Below are 20,689 nucleotides of genomic sequence, written 5' to 3' on the forward strand. Positions count from 1 at the left end.
TGTGCGTTAAAACGCGCTGGGGCAGCGAGCGTGAAACGGCTTGCCACTGACGGGATGGACAAAGTGCAGTTCACTGGCATGAAGCATGAGCCGCGGCGTCTGCTGCGTACCCGGCAGATCAAGACCGCCATAGAGATCACAGCCCAGAATCGGATAACCCAACAGCTGGCAGTGAATACGTAGCTGATGCGTGCGTCCGGTTTCCGGGCTCAGTATCACCCGGGTCAGGGGAAGGGCCGGGGCGTCATCCCGTTTCTGATATAAACGTTCAGTAACCTGGTAACCAGACCGGGCTGGTTTGCCATGGCGCGGGCAAATCGACATCCGTGGAAAGCGGGCCGCATCTTTGGCAATCGGGGCATCAATCACACCTTGCTCATCCGTTACATGCCCGCACAGCAGCGCACTGTATTGCTTGGTGACGGCGCGCGCGCTGAATTGCTGGCAAAGCGCGGCGTTAATGGTTTTATTTCGCGCCACGACCATCAGCCCCGAGGTGCCAAAATCCAGCCGGTGAACCAGTGTGCAGCCAGGAAACAGTTGCACCAGGCGATGATGTACCGAGTCCAGGTTTTGTGGGTTTTTACCCGACAGGCTCAGTAGTCCACTGGGCTTGTCGATCAGCACCAGATGGTCATCCTCATAGAGAATGCTTATCGCCTCGTGGCACGGCGGAGCAATAAAAGTATCAACGATCGTAGACATCAGTAAGCCTGAGGAGTGAGCAGGGAGGGATGATAGCGAATTATTAACGGTCAGGCGAATGGGGCTGATTGCAGAACCCGACAGCCACAGGCTTATATCAATGCGATTAATGAGGCCCTTGCTGATAAGGCGGCATCAGCCTGCTGGCGCAAACTCACACATGATGCTGGCGAGAATGCGACGAACAAGGACTGTTGTGGGTGGCAACGGGAGGATTAATCTTTAGCCGCGAGCCATAATGTCCGGCCATTGCACTGCTGATCCTCGACAACATGATGCACAATATGGAAATCGTACTGCTGCAGGAGTGACGCGTATTCAAGCGGCGACAGGCTGGAATGATAAAGCGGCTCACCCTGAAATTCACCTATGGCTTCGCCGTCCGCCGGGCCAGCGTTAAACATCAGTGCGGTGCCCTTACTGGCATGCGCAGAAAAAATGGCAAACATCTGTCGCTGATCGGCACGGGTAAGATGAAAAAAACTGTCCCAGGCAAGAATACCATCGAAACGATGTCCCAACTGCAGCTCCCGCATATCCGCCACTTGCCAGGTGTGTTCAGGAAAGGTTTCTTTGCAGCGGGCAATCATTGAAGGCGAGCTGTCAATGCCTGTCACACGGAACCCACGGCTTAGCAGATACCCGGCAATCGGCGTTCCATTGCCACATCCCAGATCCAGAATATGTCCGTTGGGACGAACATGATGGAGGAATCTGTCCAGCCAGGGTTTTTCTGACAGGTTGGTGGCGCGCAGTTTTGCAAATGCGGCAGCGTTTCTTTCATACAGTGATATTACTGACCTGAACGCCTCATTATCCATCATCTCTCCATAATCTCAGAGTTATCATCATTATCACTATCGTGATCAGGTTCGCGGCGTAAGTCCGGCAGCGTCGAATAACACGATCCGTTCCCTTACACCGCGAATGATTTACGCCCCTGTTTAAAAATTATAATCCAGCATCAACGTGTAACGGGTAGTGATCGCATCGCCTTGAGTGACCCAACTGCCACTCTGATTTTTCAATGCCCCCGTGACTTCGCCAGAAACAGTAAAGCGCGTAGTCAGCGGATAATTCATCGACACTTTCAGAAAACGACTGCGGGTGTTCTGGAATATTTCACCATCCTCAGGTTGGGCATTATTTTTCTTATAATGTCCATATCCCCCGCTGAGGGTTGTAGAGAGTTTTCCCCAGTTATGCCAGACGCCTACGGATGTGGTCCAGCTTTTTTCGTCTATATCGCCCCATTGTTCTCTGTCTAAAATTCCCGAGGCGAATTGCTGGCGAAACCAGATGCCCGTTGTGTTGTTGATAATATACTGCACACCCGGCTCAATCTGGAATGAACGCACATCACGATCATTTTGTGAACCGCCACTGCGGCGGTGATCGATTTGCTGATAAAGATAATTAAAGAATGAGAGGCGGTCTGTTAAACGTAAATCGGTAAAGAATTTGACGCGCCCCTGCCAGCGGTCCTCTACAGACGAACTTCCACCCATCACATCCCAGCCGTAGCGCAGACGTTTGTAGAAATATTCGTGGCCGACAATAAGTTGAGTCCACTGATTCTGGCTGAGGTAAGTCTGGTCTTCCCAGGTACCGTTATAATTGGTGGTTCGGCCTTCAGAAAAGGCCAGATACCAGCCGGGTAATGCATCATGACGCATTACGCCCTGCACAAAGGTGAGTGAGTCATTGCCGTTATGAAAATGGCTGTTACGCCAGTTGTTATCCTCAATCGCATATTTCATTTTTAGCTGGCCATGAACGCGACCGCCGGCTGGGTTTGATGAGCGGGCAGAGGTCCACATGATATCTTCATCCAGATAGGACCACGGATCGACCGCAATAACGGTGCCTGATAAATCCTTCATGACGCTCATGCTCGCATGGGTCAGGGTTGGACACAGCAGGGAAAAAATAATACTCAGGGCATGATGTTTTTTCATAATACGATCCCATTAAATCATTTCTTTTATTTTCAACGTCGCGTGAAAATGATCGTTTTGAGGCAGGCTGATGCTCCAGGGTTTCCCCTCCATGGAATACATCCGGGTACTGAATGCCGCCTTATTGTTGATGTAAAAAACAGCAATTGAGTTTTGTATCAGGACGCGCAACTCAATTTTTTCATCAAGCGGAACATCTACCCAGGATTCCGCATTGTCCTGATGAATTGAGGTCAGCGGAGAGTTAAAAAAATAAACTTTCCCTTTGCTCTTATTGAACACCACGTTCAGCCCGGCCTTATTGATGCTGTCGTCAGTAAGGCCAAAGCTCATAACCATGCCGGCAGAGGGAATATCCACGGTGGCAGTCAGCACCGCGCGTTTAGGCAGGGGCGGATACACAGAGGACTGTAGCGATGCGAACTGTGTGGTCGTTTTTAGCGTTTTACTTTCTGTCAGCGTGGTAACCGGGCCTGGATTCGCGTCGATGGCGGTCTGCAATTCCTGCGGAATAACACTCTTGAGCTGGCCCTGAGGCTCCGCGATTAACTCGTGAACAACCAGATTCCCTGCCCAGTCAATATTGCCGCTGTCACGGTTTCCTGCTTTGGTGGGTATCCAACCAAAAACGAATAAGCGGTCGTTTTTGCGTACCAGTTTTCCCGCGTAAAAACCTGAGCCATCGACCACATAATTATCCGTTTTTCGCCACGGCCCTTCCGGATTATCCGCGACACGGTACTGTGTCAGACGCAGCGGCCACTGATCGCTAAAGCTGAGATACCAACGCCCGTTGAAGAACACCAGCGTCGGACATTCGAGATTGGCGTTCGTGGTGATAGTGTCATTATCGAAAAAGATACCGCTGTCTTCCCAGTTTGTTAAATCGGTTGAACGGTAACGGGCAATAACCCCTCGGCCGTTGCTACGCGTGGTAATTAACATCCAGTATTCTTTTTTTTCTTCGATCCAGACAACGTGAGGATCGCGGAAGTCATTACCGCGATACTTATTGCCCGGCAGAAGGGTGTCATTGGGATGTTTAACCCAGTGAAGACGATCTTTACTGGTGGCGTGCATAATGGACTCCACCGGAAACACGTTTTCATTGTGGGCGGTATACCAGGCATGCCAGGTGTCGCCGACTTTAATGATCGATCCGGTTCCCAACAGCAGTTCCGGGTCGTCAACGTTATTGACGTAGGGAATCACTTCAGAGTGGTTCTGATAATCATATAAGTTGGCACTCGACAGCAGATGAATCGCGTGCACGCCTAAGTCACTGCCGCCACGGACATCATTAAGATAAAAAATATCAAATTCGCCATTGTTATACACAGGCATGGGATCGCCAATAAATGAGCCTTCCACTCGCGGGAAAAAGCCATTAATTCGCGTAATGCTTTTATTTTGTAATGTTTCTTTAGAGGGTTGTGAATAAACTGGCGTATTTCCAACGGAAAGCGTCAGCAGTGCGACGAATGTCGCTAACGTTAATTTTTTCATGCTGCACCTGAATATCAGAAGTTATAATTCACGCCAACCACGGTAAAGGGATTCCATGAGTGACCTTTATATGTCCAGAGTCCGTCTTCTTTCGTAAATTCTGCTCTGAATTCACCATAGAGTCTGACTTCACCAAACACCGGATAGCTGAGGGTGCCGCCGATAAATTTATAGCGGCCATTATAAAAAACTTCGTTGGCGTTACTGGCGTTCTCGGTTTTGTCCTGACCGAAGCCCACATACAGCGAGGTTAAAAGCGGATACCAGTTTCGCCAAAGCCCGGCCGTTACTTTCCATTCCACTTCAACAATGTCACCCCAGTTTTCACGTACCTGACGGTTATAGTAATAATAAGGCCGTAAATACAATCCCATATCCGGATTCACGCGATATTGAATAGCCGGCTCAGTTTCAAAAATATATTGTTCAAGATCGCCATTTCCCGGTTCATTGCCCTGGGGCTGATATTCGCCATAAGCATAACCGGCAAGACTCCATTTATTGCTGAGTCGCAGGTCCTGCCAGACTTTAAAACGATTCTTCCAGCGTTTCGTGGCTGTTTCGGAACCGATCATGGCTTCTGTACCTATATTACCTCGCCAGGTTTCAAAGATATGGCCAACAAAAAACTCATTAATCGTATTGGTGGCATCGTATTTCTGATTACTGAACTGGCCTTTATAGCTGTCTTCCCGGGCATTCCAGAAACCAAAGTACCAGTTTGGTAACTCATCATGCCTTAAAAAAGCCTGTATGGTTGCGAGCTTAAACTTTCCGCTGTTTTTACTCTTATCACGCCAGCGAACATCATCAATTTCGATCTGTGTGCCAATGTTGCCGTGTAAGCCGCCAGCCTCCATATTGCGGCCGATACTGTTCCAGTGAACCGGCGGATCTTCCTGTCTTAAACGCAGTAGGCTGACATCTGCTGGCATAGCCACCTTACTGCTGAGTTCAGGGTCGGTTATGTTATTTTCGCCTGCAGGGGATAAGGTCGCCGGCACGGGTGATGCGGCATGTTCGGCTGTCCTGTCCACCGTAACCGGCGAGGAGGAAACGTGGCTGACCGGCGGCGCAGGTTCCTTTTTAGCAGGCGCCGTGCGGATAGGGTGATTATCCGTTTCATCATAAAAATAACTTTGATAGTTCCCGGTATAAACATTTGACGGGTCCGGTGTGTTTTCGGCTGCAGCAGGAAAGGCCGCTAATGACAGCATCAATGCCAGTGTTTCTTTTCCCGAAACCCTATTTTTTCTATTCATCACACTAACCCGGTGGAACGGCGTTAATATTTCATCCATTTTTCTGTCTCATTATTTCAGGCGAGAGCAGCCAGTCAGAGACTGACAGAAATAAAAAATCAGCAACTAAGAGGCGTTACGGATCGGGACGGAATTATCTGTCCAGAGACCAGTACCCAGCGTCTTCTAAGGCAGCGACGCCGTTATGGGCAAACAACGTTAAATCACGCTTGTCAGGCTGAGGGTAAATTCGGCTACTCAGGCAGGCGGTGCCCTCGTTGACAAACACTTCCACTGAGGAACGGTCAATGAAAATTTGCAGCGACAGTCGCTTGTCTGCTGGCAGGGAAATGCTGCGTGTGCCCTCAAGCAAAAATTCCGGGTAACGACGCTCGACAATTAGCCGTTGGGCCTGATTGTCGACGTAAATTCGCAGCCCGTCGCCTAACGCAAGACCATATTGCTCCGCCGAGGACGCGTTGAGATCCCATTCCAGCCGCACTTCAACCGCCTCGGCATGTTCCCCGATAGACAGGGTTTGATTGTTCAGCTCGCGCACCGGGACCGCATAATAACGGCCACGCAGGGCGGCGACCTCGGCCGCGGGTTTCATCCGCACACGGTCATCATCGCCCAGGCTTAACTCACGCGGCAGAGAAAGCATCCCGGCCCAACCGTCCTGCTGTTCGGGCATCGGTGATTCCCACATATCCAGCCAGCCGATGACAATGCGGCGACCATCCGGGGTCAGGAAGCTTTGTGGCGCATAAAAATCGTGACCATGGTCCAGCTCAATGAATTGTCCATCATGGGTGAAGGCTTCACCGGGTTGCCATTCGCCGAGCAGATAGCCGCTCTGAAACAGATTGCGATGGTGATAACCTGTCGCTGCGATCCCCTGCGGGGAGAACATCAGGACGCGTCGATTGCCCAGGGAAAAGAAGTCCGGGCACTCCCACATAAAGCCCATTCCGTCTGCCGCCTCGGCAAAAACACCTTCGTCGTGCCATTCACGCAGATCGGCGGAGCGATACAGGCGCACCTGGCCTGTGTCCTCGACGCGGGAGCCGACAACCATGTACCAGAACTCACCTTCGCGCCATACCTTGGGATCGCGGAAATGATGCAGGCCTGGCGGGGTATCGATCACGCAACCCTGGCGTTCAAAGTGGATACCGTCGTGACTGGTTGCCAGGCACTGAACCTGATAGAGGTTGTCATCCGTGTCGGCGGGTCCGTGAAATTTATGGCCTGTATAAATCAATGCCAGCGTGTCGCCGTCCACCACGGCAGAGCCTGAGAAGCAGCCGTCTTTGTCTGCCGGGCCTTCCGGTGCCAGCGCAACTGGCAGATGCTCCCAGTGCACCAGATCTTGACTGCGGGCGTGCCCCCAGTGCATCGGTCCCCATTTTGTGGAGTAGGGGTGATGCTGGTAGAACGCGTGATACCAGCCTTCAAACCAGACCAGGCCGTTAGGGTCGTTCATCCAGCCTGCGCGAGCGGCAAGGTGATAACGTGGATACCAGCGTGGATTAATCCCGGATTGCGAGGTTTCAAGTGCCTGTTCAGCCTGTTTTAATAAAGATGTCATTGTTTTTACTCTCAATAAATTACACAGCGTTTTGCTGTAACAAGGATGGCTCAGAGGAGGACTTAGTTGAGCGCAAAAGGAAAATGGAAATAAACGTCGTGCAGAACACCATGATGCCCATAATCAGATAGGACTGGGCGAAGCCAAACCGCTCATAGCTAAAGCCCGCCAGCGGCGATAACACGGTGCCAATAATTGAGCTGGTACAGGCGAAGCCCACCAGATAGATAGTGGAAGACAGACGCTTATCGAAATTCAGACTGTTATATTTAAAAATGGCGACCAACAGGATAGGGAGTTCAACAGCGTGAAGCAGTTTGGTGATGGAAATCAGCAGCGGACCTACCACCAGGCCTGATGCCACCATGCGCAGCGCCATCACCATACCGGCGAATATCAAACCATTTTTAGCGCCAATCCGGTTAACCAGCCAGGGCGCGCAAAACATGCCTGCTGCCTCCAGAAAGACCTGGACGGAGTTTAAATAGCCAAACATGGCGTTCCCTTCTTTTAACGTCGGAAACTGAGAAGAGAAATAAACCGGGAATTGCTGATCGTACACGCCATAAATACAGGTGCCGACCACGAAAAAGATCAGCGCCCAGAAGTGCGGCAGGGTAAGCAGGCGAAAGGCATCGGCAAGCGAGACTTTTTTAGCCCCGATTTCGAGTTTCTCCATACTTGCCGGGGCCGCTACTTTCAAACGCGCCAGCAGGCAGAAGAAAACCAGTCCGGAGCATGATGCCACCAGGAAATTAAGATTGGGGTTGATATTAAACAGCAGCCCGGCAAAAAACGTGGCGATAGCCCAACCAAGGGAGCCCCACATCCTGGCCCGGCCAAACTCGAAGCTGCTCTGACGGGCAACGCGTTCGGTATAGGATTCCAGCACACCGATACCGCCGTTAAAGGTCAGGCCAATAAACACACCACCGAACAGGCTACCCAACAGAATATTCACACTCAGCAAATAGCTAAACAGCAGGTAAGCAGGGCCGGAGAGAATCAGCAGGGCGGTAATAAACCACAGCAGATGTTTGCGCAGACCCAGTCGGTCCTGAATAAAACCATAACAAACCTGGGCAAAGAGGGCCGATACGGATAAGACCGAATAGATGATGCCGGTTTGCGACGCCTTAAGGCCGACTTCCTGGTGAAGCCAAATGGAGAGAAGTGAACTGGAAGAGGACCAGGTCATAAAGAAAAAGAACAGCAGTGCGCTGAGTAGCAAATAGCTGCGGGAAGGCCGTTTTTTCATCTACATAATCTCATAAGAAGGATATGCCAGAATGGTAACGTTAACATTTGTGGTGTACACTGCATTTGAGTGCAATAGTCGATGTTAATCACAAAAGTTAACGTTAACATCGATGTGTTGAGACCTCGATCAACTTTTTGATTCGGGTTTGCATATTTCTGAGATTTACGCTGAGGTAAGGGCATGGGTAGTGGCACAGCATCCGTTAATATAGGGATGCGTGAAAACCAGGCCGGAATCGTGGGCAGGCTTAATGGAGAGGTATGGCGTCTTTAAAAGATGTGGCCAGACTGGCTAATGTATCGTTAATGACGGTATCGCGGGTGCTGAATGACCCTGACCGTGTGAAGGCAGAAACCCTTGCCAGGGTGCAGGCGGCAATATTACAGCTTAACTATGTGCCGGATCTTTCTGCCAGGCAGGTTCGGCGTGTCGGTGCCAAAAACAAAACGATTGGTGTGCTTGCGCTGGATACGGTCACCACGCCTTTTTCTGTCGAGATCACGCTGTCCATTGAGGAAACCGCGCGCGCGTATGGCTGGAACAGCTTCGTGGTGAACATGTTTTCAGATGATAACCCCGATGATATTGTCGATCTGCTTCTTGCGCACCGGCCTGGCGGTATCATCTTCACGACCATGGGACTGCGCGAAGTCAGCGTGCCACCCAAGCTACTGACGCATCCCTGCGTGCTGGCGAATTGTGAGAATAAAGGGGAGCCGGTGGCCAGCTATATCCCTGACGACGAACAAGGCCAGTATCACGCGGTGCAGTCACTGCTCGCGGCAGGATACCGCCGACCGCTCTGTCTGCATTTACCGATCAACCATCTGGCGACGCGCCGCCGCCGTAAGGGGTTGGATCAGGCCTGTCGTGAAGCCAATATTAACCCCGATAATCTTGATCATTGTTATATGCAATATGGTGATGAGCACTACCGTGATATTCCGGACATGCTGATGGCACATATTCATCAGGGTCAGCCGCAGTTCGATGCCGTGATATGTGGCAATGACCGCATTGCGTTTATGGTTTATCAGACGTTGCTGGGGCAGGGAATACGTATCCCACAGGATATTGCGGTGCTGGGTTACGATAATCTTGTTGGCATCGGTAATCTGTTTTTGCCGCCTTTGTCGACGGTGCAGTTGCCGCATTACGAAATTGGTCGCCTGAGTACGTTGCATATCATTAACGGGGATAGCCACCGCAATAGCGTGCTGGTCGACAGTCCGTTGCTGTCACGTCAGTCATTTTAAAAATGCCTTGTCAGCCAGGATAAGCCCGAACAACGACGGGCAGGGCTGATGTCGCGCTGCCCGCCAGAAGGCCGGTGTTATTTAAAGGCCTGGGAAGATTTATCCCAGTATTTTAAAAATGCCCGCCTCATTCGTCCGGTACTGCCAAAACCGCAGAGCCTGGCGACTTTTTCAACATTGCCCACCCCGTTTTCCAGCATCCCTTTTGCAGCATCTACCCGAATCCGCTCGACCACTCTCGCCACCGTTTCACCCGTTTCAGCGGTGAATTTGCGTATGGAAATCCCCGTGCGTAAAAGACCTGAAATCGCGCTGGTACATTTAGGGGCATTTATGGATGGAGGGATGAACGCAGACATGTTCCCCCTGTCATTTTTTGAGGAAATCTTCGAACGCTATCCTCAAGAGGGCAACAAGGCGCATTTTATCGAACTTGTGGCGAATGTGCTGACGAAAAAACCGCACACAGCCTACCTGACGTTTGAAAACGATATCGGCATACGCAGGGTCAAAGATTATCATCCGCTAAATTATTGCGATAAAAAGCCTGCTTATCCTTTTAACCGCTAGAATTTAACGCGCAGTCGTATGAACGCTAACCAGTCATTTAACGCCGGATTTACTATCCAGAACGCATGCCAGCCATCGTCTGATGTTTAACAGATGATGCATCACCTGGCAGAAAAGGGAGCGGCAGGATGAGGATGCAAAAAAAAACATCACAGATTTTTCAGGGCCGAGCGCAAGTCAGCAGCTTAAAAATGATTTTAGCCTCAGTGACCGTCCTGTTATCGCCCCGGCCTGTGCGGAGGGTGTTTTAGGGCTGCAAAAGGGCATTTATGTCGATACATCACAATCGTGTCGTGACCCCGCGAACGCCGGGATAAAACACTATGACGGGGTGGGACTGAATAGTGCACATACCCACGCCTGCAAGCTGAATATCCAGTCTGCTCAGGGCCGCAACTATGTTGTCACTCAGCGTTGCATTGATGCCGGTGTGGGGGCTGGCCCTGACGTCAGCGATACGTTTACCCTGACGATGATAAATCATCACCGGTTTACCTTCAGACGAGGTCAGGGCGCAGTCACTTACCGCTATTGTCCCGATAATCGTTTACCTGCCGGGCTTGTTGCCAAATAGCCATCACCTCACGACAACGCCAGACTGAATGATTATTCTGGCTTCTGTGACTGGAACGAGCGGGATCAGAAGCCTGGACGTTCTGTTAGTTCGGTCACGGTTATGCTGCCTGGGTTTTATATCGACTCCGGCAAAGCACGCCCTGTGATTTATGCCGATGAAGCTAATGATACATTCTTAAAAAGCTCGATTCCTCAACGCAAAGGCTATATCAGATGATAAAAAGTTACGATCATGTCGGGTTTTCAGTGAGAAACATCAAGCAGTCCTTGCACTTCTGGACAGCAGTGCTGGGCGGCACACTGTTACGTGAAGGGAACATGTCCGGCGCGATAATTGATGAGGTAACGGGAGCGCGAGGCGCGGATGTGCAAATGGCACTGGTTGAACTGGCAGGCATGAAAATAGAGCTCCTGCAATATGACAATATTGTGGTGCCGGATGAATCGTCGCCTCCCTATGCGCCGGGCTATGCACATCTGGCTTTCAGGGTTGAACATCTGGATGCACTGCTGGAGCGTGTTTCCCTACACGGCTGGAAGACGCCGGGCCAACCCCAGACCATCGCCGCCGGCCCGTTAAAGGGAACCAGAGTGATATACGTGATGAGTCCTGACGGGCAGACGCTTGAATTTATGGAGTAACCGGTGAACCATGAAAACGGGCCAGCAATCTGACCCGTTCGCAACGTCTCAGCAATCTTAACGTTTCATATGGTAGTACGCATCGTTCCAGCGCAGGGCATCTTTGAAAGCAGGCAACCGGGTATGTTCATCTATAACCAGCACTTCAATGCCGTGCATCTCACCATACAGATACATATCATCCAGGCTCAATGCCTGACTGAACACGGTATGATGCGCGCCGCCGGCCAGAATCCAGGCTTCAGAGGCGGTTGCCAGTGACGGTTGAGCCTTCCACAGCGCACGGGCGACAGGCAGTTTTGGCAGCGGTTTAGGCTGTTCAATGGCATCCACCACGTTGACCAACAGACGGAAGCGGTCACCCATATCAATCACGCTGGCGTTGATCGCGCGGCCTGCGGGTGTTGAGAAGATCATACGCGCCGGATCGGCTTTGTCGCCAATGCCCAGGAACTGAACGTCAATCAGCGGTTTCTCTTCCAGCGCGATGGACGGGCACACTTCCAGCATGTGTGAGCCCAGAACTAAATCGTTACCCGGTGAGAAGTGGTAGGTGTAATCCTCCATAAAGGAGGTTCCGCCGGGACGGTCGCCCGCCAGCACTTTGAAAATGCGCAGCAGGGCAGCCGTTTTCCAGTCGCCTTCGCCCGCAAAACCATAACCCTGGCCCATTAAGCGCTGTACCGCCAGACCGGGTAACTGGGTCATCCCATGGAGCGTCTGGAAGTTGGTGGTAAACGCCTTACAGCCTTCATCGTCCAGAAAACGCTTCAGGCCCAGTTCAATACGTGCAGCATCCAGAACATGTTGACGCTTTTCACCGCCGACGGCGGCCACAGGGGTAAAGCGGTAGTGGCTTTCGTACTCATCGACCAGCGCGTTAACATCACCATCGCTGACGCCGTTAATCACCTCGACCAAATCACCCACGCCCCAGCCGTTGACGGCATAGCCAAACGTGATTTGCGCGGCGACTTTATCGCCTTCCGTGACGGCCACTTCACGCATGTTATCGCCGAAACGGGCCACTTTCAGGTTCTGACTGGCCTGTTTAGCCAGTGCGGCACGCATCCAGTTGGCAACGCGCTGCTGGCTGTGTTTATCCTGCCAGTGACCGGTCACCACGCTGTGTTGCAGGCCCATACGTGCGCCAATAAAGCCAAACTCACGGCCGCCGTGGGCCGTCTGGTTCAGGTTCATGAAGTCCATGTCCATGCTGTCCCACGGGATTTCAGCATTGAACTGTGTATGAAACTGCAATAACGGTTTCGTTAATACGTTTAAACCGCCGATCCACATTTTGGCCGGCGAGAAAGTATGCAGCCAGGTAATGATACCCACACAGTTTTGATCGTGACTGGCGTCGCGGCACAGCGACAGCGCTTCATCAGGCGATTTCACCAGCGGTTTCAGTTCCAGGCGCACAGGCAGTCCCGCCTGATTTAAACCTTCCACCACCTGACGGGCATTCTGCTCAACCTGACGTAACGTTTCCGCTCCGTAGAGGTGCTGTGTACCAATGACAAACCACACGTTGAACTGTTGCATAAACCACTCCTTTACTTAGCGGAAGCGGAACGTGCGGCATAATGAGGTTCTGCCGTCACGCACCATTGTTGATAGCGTTGATAAAGTTCCTGATAGCGCGCGACGCGCTGCGGATCGGGCTGCAGAGTGACGTCAATCGGGCTGGCCATCACTTTCTGTGCCTGCTCGACGTCGCGGTGAACACCGGCGGCCACGGCAGCGAAGATCGCCGCACCCAGCGCACAGCATTCATCCGAGGCGACGATATCCAGCGGACGGTTCATCACGTCGCAGCAGGCCTGCATGATGGCGGGGGATTTACGGGCAATACCGCCCAGGGTCAAAATGTTCTCAACCGGAATAGCCTGTTGCTCGAAGCACTCCATGATGGCGCGAGCGCCAAAGGCGGTCGCTGCAATCAGGCCACCAAACAGGGCCGGCGCGTCGGTGCCGAGATTAAGATCGGTAATCACGCCTTTAAGACGCTGATTGGCGTTGGGTGTGCGGCGGCCATTGAACCAGTCCAGCACCACCGGCAGGTGATCCAACTGAGGATTAGCGGCCCAGGCGTCAGTCAGGTTTTTGATCAGCGACTTTTGCATCTCCGCCAGCTGCGGCTTGAGTTCAGGATGTTGCTGCGCCGCCTGCTGTAACGGCCAGCCCAGCAGACGGCTGAACCAGGCATAAATATCGCCAAATGCCGACTGACCGGCTTCCAGACCTATTGCGCCAGGCACCACGCTGCCATCGACCTGGCCGCATATGCCTTTAATGGCACGATCGCCGACTTTTTCGGTGTCAGCAATCAGAATGTCGCAGGTGGAGGTGCCAATCACTTTGACCAGCGTATAAGGCCGCGCGCCTGCGCCCACTGCACCCATATGACAGTCAAACGCACCGCCTGAAATAGTGACCTGCTGTGATAAACCCAGGCGCTGTGACCATTCGGCACTCAGGGTGCCCACCGGCAACTCCGCCGTCCAGGTCTCTTTAAACAGCGGCGAATCCAGCTGTTGAGTCAGACTGGGGTCCAGCGCATTGAGGAATTCAACATCGGGCAACCCGTTCCAGTCACCGTGCCACAGGGCTTTGTGTCCTGCCGCGCAGCGCCCACGCCGCAGTTTATCAGGGGCGACGGTATCGCTAAGCAGCGCCGGTACCCAGTCGCACAGTTCAACCCAGGACACGGCGGCCTCGCGCACCGCAGCATCGTTGCGGGTAACGTGAAGGATTTTTGCCCAGAACCATTCAGAAGAGTAAATCCCGCCAATATATCGGCTGTAGTCGGTAAAGCGGCCACTGTGACAAAGCTGGTTGATTTCTTCGGCTTCTTCTATTGCCGTGTGATCTTTCCACAGCACAAACATTGCATTCGGGTTTTCAGCAAACTCAGGCCGCAGAGCCAGTACGTTGCCGTCACGATCGATAGGGGCCGGGGTGGAGCCGGTGCTGTCAACGCCGATGCCGACGACGGCCGCACGTTGCGTTTCACTCAGCGCATTTAATACGCCGAGCATCGCCTGCTCCATGGCGTCGATATAATCTTGTGGATGGTGGCGGAAGCGGTTGCTGTGAGGATCGCTGTAAAGTCCTTGCTGCCAGCGTGCATAGTTTGCCACGGCACTTTGCAGCTCCTGACCAGAGTGACAATCCACCGCCAGCGCACGCACCGAATCACTACCAAAGTCCAGTCCCAGGGTGATGGCTTCAGTACGCATTTGAATCTCCTGTTATGAATAAACCTCCTTATCCTGTGATGTGTAAGAAATAACGGTTAGTCATGGCTGGCTGAGAATATGCACTTTTCTGCCATGAGCAGTGAAATTGTGATCCATTGCAAAAGTTAATGGACGGTTAAATTTGCTAAATGTATGGATCATTCTGTCGTGATTTTAAGATGTGATACCGCTCTACATTTTTCTTCTCCATTCCCGCTAAAAATAGGCCAACGTTTAAGCAGGCTCCCATCGCGGCTCGCGCTAACGTCCTGATTTACTTCTGTACCCAAAAAAGAAAGTTAACTGGTAACGTTTACACCAATTCGTTTTTAACAGCGATAAAACAACTAGCGCCGGAGAGCATCATGCATAAATTCACTAAAGCGTTGGCAGCCATTGGGCTGGCAGCGGTTATGTCACAATCAGCTATCGCCGAAACCATGAAGCTGGGTTTCCTGGTCAAGCAACCGGAGGAGCCGTGGTTCCAGACAGAATGGAAGTTCGCTGATAAGGCCGGTAAAGATCTGGGCTTTGACGTGATTAAAATCGCCGTTCCGGATGGTGAAAAAACCCTGAATGCCATCGACAGCCTTGCGGCAAGTGGCGCGAAAGGTTTTGTTATCTGTACACCGGACCCCAAACTGGGCTCGGCCATTATGGCCAAGGCGCGCGGCTATGGTCTGAAAGTGATTGCAGTGGATGACCAGTTTGTTAACGCCAAAGGCAAGCCAATGGATACCGTACCATTAGTCATGATGGCGGCGACCAAGATCGGTGAGCGTCAGGGTCAGGAACTGTATAAAGAAATGCAAAAACGCGGCTGGGACGCGAAAGATACGGCTGTGATGGCGATTACCGCCAACGAGCTGGATACCGCCCGTCGCCGCACCGGGGGTTCGATGGATGCGTTGAAAGCCGCGGGATTCCCGGCAAAACAGATCTATCAGGTGCCAACCAAGTCTAATGACATCCCCGGCGCATTCGATGCTGGTAACTCCCTGCTGGTACAGCATCCTGAAGTGAAACACTGGCTGATTGTCGGCATGAACGATAACACCGTGCTGGGCGGCGTGCGCGCAACAGAAGGTCAGGGCTTTAAGGCCGCTGACGTCATCGGTATCGGCATTAACGGTGTGGATGCGGTGAGTGAACTGTCAAAAGCTAACGCTACCGGCTTCTACGGTTCTCTGCTGCCAAGCCCGGATATCCACGGTTATAAAAGCAGCCAGATGCTCTACAACTGGGTGAGCAAAGGTCAGGAACCACCGAAATTTACCGAAGTCACCGACGTGGTGTTAATCACCCGCGATAACTTCAAAGCCGAGCTGGCGAAGAAAGGGTTGATGTAACAACAGGCTGCTCAGGCAGCACAGGTAAAGTAATCGGGCCACAGAGAACGCAGGGGTTTCCCACGTGACTGCAATGGGTAACAGGACAAACCCTAAACTGCCGGTGGCCCGACTCATCAACGTTATTTATTGGAGAAACCATGAACACTGATTCAGCCTTTCTGTCGTTTCATGGCATCAGTAAAACCTTTCCCGGCGTGAAAGCGTTACAGGATATCTCTTTTGAGTGCCACGGTGGTCAGGTGCATGCGCTGATGGGGGAGAACGGTGCCGGTAAATCGACACTGCTTAAAATCCTCAGCGGCAGCTATCTGCCAAGCGGCGGCGAAATTCGCATCAAAGGAAAGCCGGTCAATTTTCAGCACACCACCGACGCGCTGGACGCGGGTGTTGCAATTATCTACCAGGAACTGCATTTAGTCCCCTAAATGAGCGTGGCAGAGAACATCTATCTGGGTCAGTTGCCACATAAGCGCGGGTTGGTAAACCGAAAACTGCTGCGTTATGAAGCGGGCCTGCAACTCAAAAATTTAGGCATGGATGTCGATCCAGACATGCCGCTGAAGTATCTGTCTCTGGGGCAGTGGCAGATGGTGGAAATTGCCAAAGCGCTGGCACGTAATGCGCGCATCATCGCCTTTGATGAGCCCACCAGTTCACTGTCCGCGCGGGAAATCGACAATCTGTTTCGCGTCATCCGTCAACTGCGGGCGGAAGGGCGCGTTGTGCTTTATGTTTCGCATCGTATGGAAGAGATTTTTGCCCTCAGCGACGCCATCACCGTGTTTAAAGATGGTCGTTATGTTCGTACCTTTACGGACATGGCAAACACGCATCACGACGATCTGGTTCAGGCGATGGTGGGACGTAACCTGGGCGATATTTATGGTTACTCCCCGCGTGAAAAAGGGGCCGTGCGGCTGGAGCTGCAAAATGTTGAAGCGAAGGGCGTCAGAACGCCGATTTCGCTTAATGTCCATGCGGGCGAAATTGTCGGCTTGTTTGGCCTGGTCGGCGCAGGGCGCAGCGAACTGCTAAAAGGGCTGTTCGGGGCGACGCGACTGCGCGGTGGGCGCGTATTGCTGGATGGTGAGCCGCTTAAGATCGGCGCACCGATCGATGCGATTCGTGCGGGAGTGATGTTGTGCCCGGAAGACCGCAAAGCCGAGGGCATTATTCCGGTGCATTCGGTCCGCGACAATATCAATATCAGCGCACGCCGCCACAACCTGACCGCCGGGTGCCTGATCAAAAACGGCTGGGAAGCTACCAATGCTGACCGCCATATCCGCTCGCTCAATATTAAAACCCCAAGTGCCGATCAGCTGATCATGAACCTCTCTGGAGGCAACCAGCAAAAAGCCATTCTGGGGCGCTGGCTGTCAGAGGAGATGAAAGTGATCCTGCTTGATGAGCCAACGCGCGGCATCGATGTTGGGGCCAAGCACGAGATTTATAACCTGATTTATGAACTGGCAAACAAAGGCATTGCGGTGCTGTTTGCCTCCAGCGATCTTCCGGAAGTGATGGGCCTTGCCGACCGCATTGTTGTGATGCGTGAAGGCGCTATCGCCGGAGAAATACTGCATGACGAGGCTACGGAGCAGCAGACGCTGAGCCTGGCTATGCCTAAAACGACACAAGCGGCCGCCGTGGCCTGACAGGAGAGTACCGTGACTTCATCCACGACATCTAATACGCCGCCAGCAGCACCACGCCGTGGTCTGCATCTTGGTCGCATCTGGGACAATTTCGGCATGTTGGTGGTCTTTGCACTGCTGTTTATTGCCTGTGCTGTTTTTGTGCCTAACTTCGGCTCTTTTATCAATATGAAAGGCTTGGGGTTGGCCATGTCGATGTCCGGCATGGTCGCCTGCGGTATGCTGTTCTGCCTGGCCTCGGGTGATTTTGACCTGTCGGTCGCCTCGGTTATCGCCTGTGCAGGCGTGGTGACCGCCGTGGTCATCAACATGACCGAAAGCCTGTGGATCGGCGTCGGTGCCGGGCTGGTACTGGGCATGGCAACCGGCTTTATCAATGGTTTTGTGATTGCACGGCTGAAGATCAACGCCCTGATTACCACATTGGCGACCATGCAGATTGTGCGCGGCCTGGCTTATATCTTCTCGGATGGTAAAGCAGTAGGCATCGAAGACGAGCGTTTCTTTGTTCTGGGCTTCGCTAACTGGCTGGGCGTGCCTGCGCCAATCTGGATCACCCTGGCCACCATGGTGATTTTCGCCTTCCTGCTGAACAAAACCACCTTTGGTCGTAATACGTTGGCCATCGGTGGTAATGAAGAAGCCGCTCGTCTGGCTGGCGTACCGGTGGTGCGAACCCGCATCATTATTTTTATCCTGTCAGGTTTGGTCTCGGCTGCTGCGGGCATCATTCTTGCCTCACGTATGACCAGCGGCCAGCCCATGACCTCCATCGGTTATGAACTGGTGGTGATTTCCGCCTGCGTGCTGGGCGGCGTGTCCCTTAAGGGCGGCATCGGCAAGATTTCATACGTCGTGGCCGGGGTGCTTATTCTTGGCACCGTCGAGAATGCGATGAATTTATTAAATATCTCGCCATTCTCACAGTATGTTGTACGTGGTTTGATACTGTTGGCAGCGGTGATATTCGATCGCTACAAACAAAAGAATAAAGTCTGATTTGGCGTGAAACCTTCCCGCGGACGCGAAAGGCGTCCGCGCGTGATCAATCAACGACGAAGTGAGGACGTTATGTATCACCGTGAATTACCGGCAGAGCAGCAAAACCCTTTGCTGCCTGGATATTCGTTTAATGCCTGGCTGGTGGCGGGTTTAACGCCTATTACCGCGGATGGTCCGCTGGATTTCTTTATTGATCGCCCACACGGCATGAAGGGCTATATTCTTAACCTGACCATTAAAGGCAAAGGCCGGGTATTTGACGGCGAAAAAGCCTTTGATTGTGAACCTGGCGAAATGCTGTTGTTCCAGCCTAAAACCGCCCATTATTACGGTCGTGCACCCGACAGCCCGCAGTGGTTTCATCGTTGGGTCTATTTCCGTCCGCGCGCTTACTGGCATGACTGGCTGCGCTGGCAGGATGAACAGGAAGGCGTTGGACGCCTGCGGTTACCCGAATCGCTGCGTGGCGAGTTTGATCGCCTGTTTGCCACCATTGAACAAACCCATAACTCCTCGCGCCGCTTTGCCGAAGAGCTGGCGATGAATCTGCTGGAACGTCTGTTGCTGCGCGCGGTGGAAGAAGATCCGCGTAATCATCAGCAAATTCGCGATCCGCGCATCATTGAAGCCTGCCAGTACGTCAATAATCATCTCGCCAGCGAGGTGAAAATTGAAGAAGTGGCTCGTCACGTGTGCTTATCGCCTTCACGGCTGGCGCACCTGTTCCGCGAGCAGATGGGCGTCAACCTGCTTCGCTGGCGCGAAGATCAGCGGGTGATAAGAGCAAAACTGTTGCTGCAAACCACCCAGGAACCCATCGCCAGCATTGGTCGCGAAGTGGGCTACGACGATCAGCTTTATTTTTCGCGAGTCTTCCGTAAACGCGTCGGCGTTAGCCCAAGTGATTTCCGCCGACGTAATCAGGATGTGCACGATAATTTAGCCAGTCAGAGCGCCTGGACCGCAGCCCGCAGCACAGTCTCCTGATTTTAAGGGGAATCCTCCTTGTCCTGACGAGACTATTAGTCTTAAATCAGTCTGGTTAGCGAATAAAGAGGAAAAGGAATGAGCGAGAAACTGCGAGTTGGACTCATTGGATATGGCTTTGCCAGTAAAACATTTCATGCTCCGCTGATTGCGGGCACGCCGGATGTTGAACTGGCAGCCATCTCCAGCAGCGATGCCAACAAAGTCAATGCCGACTGGCCATCCGTGAAGGTGGTGGCCGATCCTCAGGCGCTGTTGGACGATCCCAGCCTACAACTGATTGTTATCCCCACACCCAATGATACTCACTTCCCTCTGGCCAAAGCGGCGCTGAATGCGGGTAAACATGTGGTCGTGGATAAACCCTTTACCGTGACGTTGTCACAAGCACATGAGCTGGATGCGTTGGCGAAAGCCAAAGGGCTGTTGCTGTCCGTGTTTCATAACCGCCGCTGGGACAGTGATTTCCTGACGTTGAAAGCCCTGTTAGCGGACGGCGAGCTGGGCGAAGTGCGCTATTTTGAGTCGCACTTTGACCGCTTCCGCCTTGAGGTACGTCAGCGCTGGCGTGAAATGAAAGGGCCAGGCAGCGGTATCTGGTACGATTTGGGGCCGCATCTGTTGGATCAGGCGCTACAGCTGTTTGGTCCACCGGTGGCTATCAATCTGGATCTGGCTGAACTGCGCCCCGGTGCACAGACCACCGACTATTTCCACGCCACGTTAACCTATCCGCAGCGCCGTGTGGTGCTCCACGCCAGCATGTTAGTGGCGGCAGAGTCCCCGCGTTATACCGTTCACGGTACGCGGGGCAGCTACGTTAAATATGGCCTTGACCCGCAGGAAGATCGTCTGAAGGCCGGCGATTTTCCGCCCAGCGAAGCGTGGGGCTACGACATGCGCGATGGCACACTGACGCAGGTTGACGGTGACACCATGACCGAGAAAAGCTGTCTGACCCAGCCGGGCAACTATCCGGCTTATTATGCCGGCGTTCGTGATGCCATCAACGGACGTGGGCCCAATCCGGTGACGGCTGAAGAGGCGATTCAGGTGATGGAGCTGATCGAACGGGGGCTGCAGTCAGCCGAGAAACGCCAGACCCTGTCTCTGAAATAGTCAGAGAGTGAAAACCTTTA

Annotated in this window: 18 protein-coding genes and 1 pseudogene; 8 read left to right on the forward strand and 11 right to left on the reverse strand. The window is 52.7% G+C overall.

Annotation, left to right across the window (positions count from 1 at the left end; genetic code table 11):
- Window positions 1-6: 6 nt before the first annotated feature.
- From A6A26_RS15190 to A6A26_RS15220, 7 genes are all read right to left on the reverse strand, one after another.
- A complete protein-coding gene (locus A6A26_RS15190; RefSeq protein WP_063879498.1) occupies window positions 7-705 on the reverse strand; it encodes an RluA family pseudouridine synthase in 699 nt (232 codons plus the stop codon).
- 215 nt (window positions 706-920) lie between these two features.
- Window positions 921-1,526 carry a class I SAM-dependent DNA methyltransferase gene (locus A6A26_RS15195; RefSeq protein WP_063879499.1) on the reverse strand — a complete coding sequence of 202 codons (606 nt, stop codon included), beginning with the start codon at window positions 1,524-1,526 and terminating at the stop codon, window positions 921-923.
- 123 nt (window positions 1,527-1,649) lie between these two features.
- Window positions 1,650-2,663 carry an OmpG porin family protein gene (locus A6A26_RS15200; protein WP_063879500.1) on the reverse strand — a complete coding sequence of 338 codons (1,014 nt, stop codon included), beginning with the start codon at window positions 2,661-2,663 and terminating at the stop codon, window positions 1,650-1,652.
- Window positions 2,664-2,675: 12 nt separating this feature from the next.
- Window positions 2,676-4,169, reverse strand: coding sequence for a glycoside hydrolase family 32 protein (locus A6A26_RS15205; RefSeq protein WP_063879501.1), 1,494 nt, complete (start codon window positions 4,167-4,169; stop codon window positions 2,676-2,678).
- A 14-nt stretch (window positions 4,170-4,183) separates the two neighbouring features.
- A complete protein-coding gene (locus A6A26_RS15210; RefSeq protein WP_063879502.1) occupies window positions 4,184-5,470 on the reverse strand; it encodes an OmpG porin family protein in 1,287 nt (428 codons plus the stop codon).
- Window positions 5,471-5,564: 94 nt separating this feature from the next.
- Window positions 5,565-7,001 carry a glycoside hydrolase family 32 protein gene (locus tag A6A26_RS15215; RefSeq protein ID WP_063879503.1) on the reverse strand — a complete coding sequence of 479 codons (1,437 nt, stop codon included), beginning with the start codon at window positions 6,999-7,001 and terminating at the stop codon, window positions 5,565-5,567.
- A gap of 19 nt (window positions 7,002-7,020) precedes the next feature.
- Window positions 7,021-8,259, reverse strand: a complete 1,239-nt coding sequence (locus A6A26_RS15220) for an MFS transporter (protein WP_063879504.1) — start codon at window positions 8,257-8,259, stop codon at window positions 7,021-7,023.
- Window positions 8,260-8,522: 263 nt separating this feature from the next.
- Between A6A26_RS15220 and A6A26_RS15225 the strand changes: the two genes are divergently transcribed.
- Window positions 8,523-9,518 (forward strand): LacI family DNA-binding transcriptional regulator, encoded by a 996-nt coding sequence (locus A6A26_RS15225; protein WP_063879505.1) that lies wholly within the window; start codon window positions 8,523-8,525, stop codon window positions 9,516-9,518.
- Between the two features lie 77 nt (window positions 9,519-9,595).
- On the opposite strand, the gene A6A26_RS26315 is transcribed toward A6A26_RS15225, so the two are convergent.
- On the reverse strand, window positions 9,596-9,877 hold the full coding sequence (locus A6A26_RS26315) for a helix-turn-helix domain-containing protein (protein WP_074181016.1): 282 nt from the start codon (window positions 9,875-9,877) through the stop codon (window positions 9,596-9,598).
- On the opposite strand from A6A26_RS26315, the gene A6A26_RS26320 reads away from it, so the two are divergent.
- Complete coding sequence (locus A6A26_RS26320; protein WP_156506671.1) at window positions 9,852-10,088, forward strand: hypothetical protein; 237 nt, start codon at window positions 9,852-9,854, stop codon at window positions 10,086-10,088. The genes A6A26_RS26315 and A6A26_RS26320 overlap by 26 nt on opposite strands.
- A 280-nt stretch (window positions 10,089-10,368) precedes the next feature.
- Here the strand turns inward: A6A26_RS26320 and A6A26_RS15235 are convergent, their stop codons facing one another.
- On the reverse strand, window positions 10,369-10,572 hold the full coding sequence (locus A6A26_RS15235) for a hypothetical protein (protein WP_063879507.1): 204 nt from the start codon (window positions 10,570-10,572) through the stop codon (window positions 10,369-10,371).
- Window positions 10,573-10,877: 305 nt separating this feature from the next.
- Here A6A26_RS15235 and A6A26_RS15240 point away from each other — a divergent pair, with 305 nt between their 5' ends.
- Window positions 10,878-11,306, forward strand: coding sequence for a VOC family protein (locus tag A6A26_RS15240; RefSeq protein WP_063879508.1), 429 nt, complete (start codon window positions 10,878-10,880; stop codon window positions 11,304-11,306).
- Window positions 11,307-11,363: 57 nt separating this feature from the next.
- On the opposite strand, the gene araA is transcribed toward A6A26_RS15240, so the two are convergent.
- Both araA and A6A26_RS15250 read right to left on the reverse strand, forming a co-directional pair.
- Window positions 11,364-12,854 (reverse strand): L-arabinose isomerase, encoded by a 1,491-nt coding sequence (araA, locus tag A6A26_RS15245; protein WP_063879509.1) that lies wholly within the window; start codon window positions 12,852-12,854, stop codon window positions 11,364-11,366.
- Between the two features lie 11 nt (window positions 12,855-12,865).
- A complete protein-coding gene (locus tag A6A26_RS15250; protein ID WP_063879510.1) occupies window positions 12,866-14,551 on the reverse strand; it encodes a ribulokinase in 1,686 nt (561 codons plus the stop codon).
- A gap of 365 nt (window positions 14,552-14,916) precedes the next feature.
- On the opposite strand from A6A26_RS15250, the gene A6A26_RS15255 reads away from it, so the two are divergent.
- The 5 genes and pseudogenes from A6A26_RS15255 to A6A26_RS15275 all read left to right on the forward strand — a co-directional run bounded on the left by A6A26_RS15255 (window position 14,917) and on the right by A6A26_RS15275 (window position 20,669).
- Entirely contained in the window at window positions 14,917-15,900 is a 984-nt protein-coding gene (locus A6A26_RS15255) for an arabinose ABC transporter substrate-binding protein (protein ID WP_063879511.1), read from the forward strand.
- A gap of 140 nt (window positions 15,901-16,040) precedes the next feature.
- Window positions 16,041-17,561, forward strand: a pseudogene (araG, locus tag A6A26_RS15260) (L-arabinose ABC transporter ATP-binding protein AraG).
- A gap of 12 nt (window positions 17,562-17,573) precedes the next feature.
- Window positions 17,574-18,560 (forward strand): L-arabinose ABC transporter permease AraH, encoded by a 987-nt coding sequence (gene araH / locus A6A26_RS15265; protein ID WP_063879512.1) that lies wholly within the window; start codon window positions 17,574-17,576, stop codon window positions 18,558-18,560.
- 72 nt (window positions 18,561-18,632) lie between these two features.
- Entirely contained in the window at window positions 18,633-19,550 is a 918-nt protein-coding gene (gene araC, locus A6A26_RS15270; protein WP_063879513.1) for an arabinose operon transcriptional regulator AraC, read from the forward strand.
- A 78-nt stretch (window positions 19,551-19,628) separates the two neighbouring features.
- Window positions 19,629-20,669, forward strand: a complete 1,041-nt coding sequence (locus tag A6A26_RS15275) for an oxidoreductase (RefSeq protein ID WP_063879514.1) — start codon at window positions 19,629-19,631, stop codon at window positions 20,667-20,669.
- The last annotated feature ends 20 nt before the right edge of the window (window positions 20,670-20,689 follow it).

The organism is Pantoea sp. OXWO6B1 (assembly GCF_001641135.1).
Lineage (GTDB): Bacteria > Pseudomonadota > Gammaproteobacteria > Enterobacterales > Enterobacteriaceae > Pantoea > Pantoea allii.

Excerpts from the sequence above, each read along its gene's own strand:
- A6A26_RS15190 (WP_063879498.1), bottom strand. The coding sequence starts at position 705 with ATGTCTACGATCGTTGATACTTTTATTGCTCCGCCGTGCCACGAGGCG.
- A6A26_RS15195 (WP_063879499.1), bottom strand. The coding sequence starts at position 1,526 with ATGGATAATGAGGCGTTCAGGTCAGTAATATCACTGTATGAAAGAAAC.
- A6A26_RS15200 (WP_063879500.1), bottom strand. The coding sequence starts at position 2,663 with ATGAAAAAACATCATGCCCTGAGTATTATTTTTTCCCTGCTGTGTCCA.
- A6A26_RS15205 (WP_063879501.1), bottom strand. The coding sequence starts at position 4,169 with ATGAAAAAATTAACGTTAGCGACATTCGTCGCACTGCTGACGCTTTCC.
- A6A26_RS15210 (WP_063879502.1), bottom strand. The coding sequence starts at position 5,470 with ATGGATGAAATATTAACGCCGTTCCACCGGGTTAGTGTGATGAATAGA.
- A6A26_RS15215 (WP_063879503.1), bottom strand. The coding sequence starts at position 7,001 with ATGACATCTTTATTAAAACAGGCTGAACAGGCACTTGAAACCTCGCAA.
- A6A26_RS15220 (WP_063879504.1), bottom strand. The coding sequence starts at position 8,259 with ATGAAAAAACGGCCTTCCCGCAGCTATTTGCTACTCAGCGCACTGCTG.
- A6A26_RS15225 (WP_063879505.1), top strand. The coding sequence starts at position 8,523 with ATGGCGTCTTTAAAAGATGTGGCCAGACTGGCTAATGTATCGTTAATG.
- A6A26_RS26320 (WP_156506671.1), top strand. The coding sequence starts at position 9,852 with ATGGATGGAGGGATGAACGCAGACATGTTCCCCCTGTCATTTTTTGAG.
- A6A26_RS26315 (WP_074181016.1), bottom strand. The coding sequence starts at position 9,877 with ATGTCTGCGTTCATCCCTCCATCCATAAATGCCCCTAAATGTACCAGC.
- A6A26_RS15235 (WP_063879507.1), bottom strand. The coding sequence starts at position 10,572 with ATGATTTATCATCGTCAGGGTAAACGTATCGCTGACGTCAGGGCCAGC.
- A6A26_RS15240 (WP_063879508.1), top strand. The coding sequence starts at position 10,878 with ATGATAAAAAGTTACGATCATGTCGGGTTTTCAGTGAGAAACATCAAG.
- araA (WP_063879509.1), bottom strand. The coding sequence starts at position 12,854 with ATGCAACAGTTCAACGTGTGGTTTGTCATTGGTACACAGCACCTCTAC.
- A6A26_RS15250 (WP_063879510.1), bottom strand. The coding sequence starts at position 14,551 with ATGCGTACTGAAGCCATCACCCTGGGACTGGACTTTGGTAGTGATTCG.
- A6A26_RS15255 (WP_063879511.1), top strand. The coding sequence starts at position 14,917 with ATGCATAAATTCACTAAAGCGTTGGCAGCCATTGGGCTGGCAGCGGTT.
- araC (WP_063879513.1), top strand. The coding sequence starts at position 18,633 with ATGTATCACCGTGAATTACCGGCAGAGCAGCAAAACCCTTTGCTGCCT.
- A6A26_RS15275 (WP_063879514.1), top strand. The coding sequence starts at position 19,629 with ATGAGCGAGAAACTGCGAGTTGGACTCATTGGATATGGCTTTGCCAGT.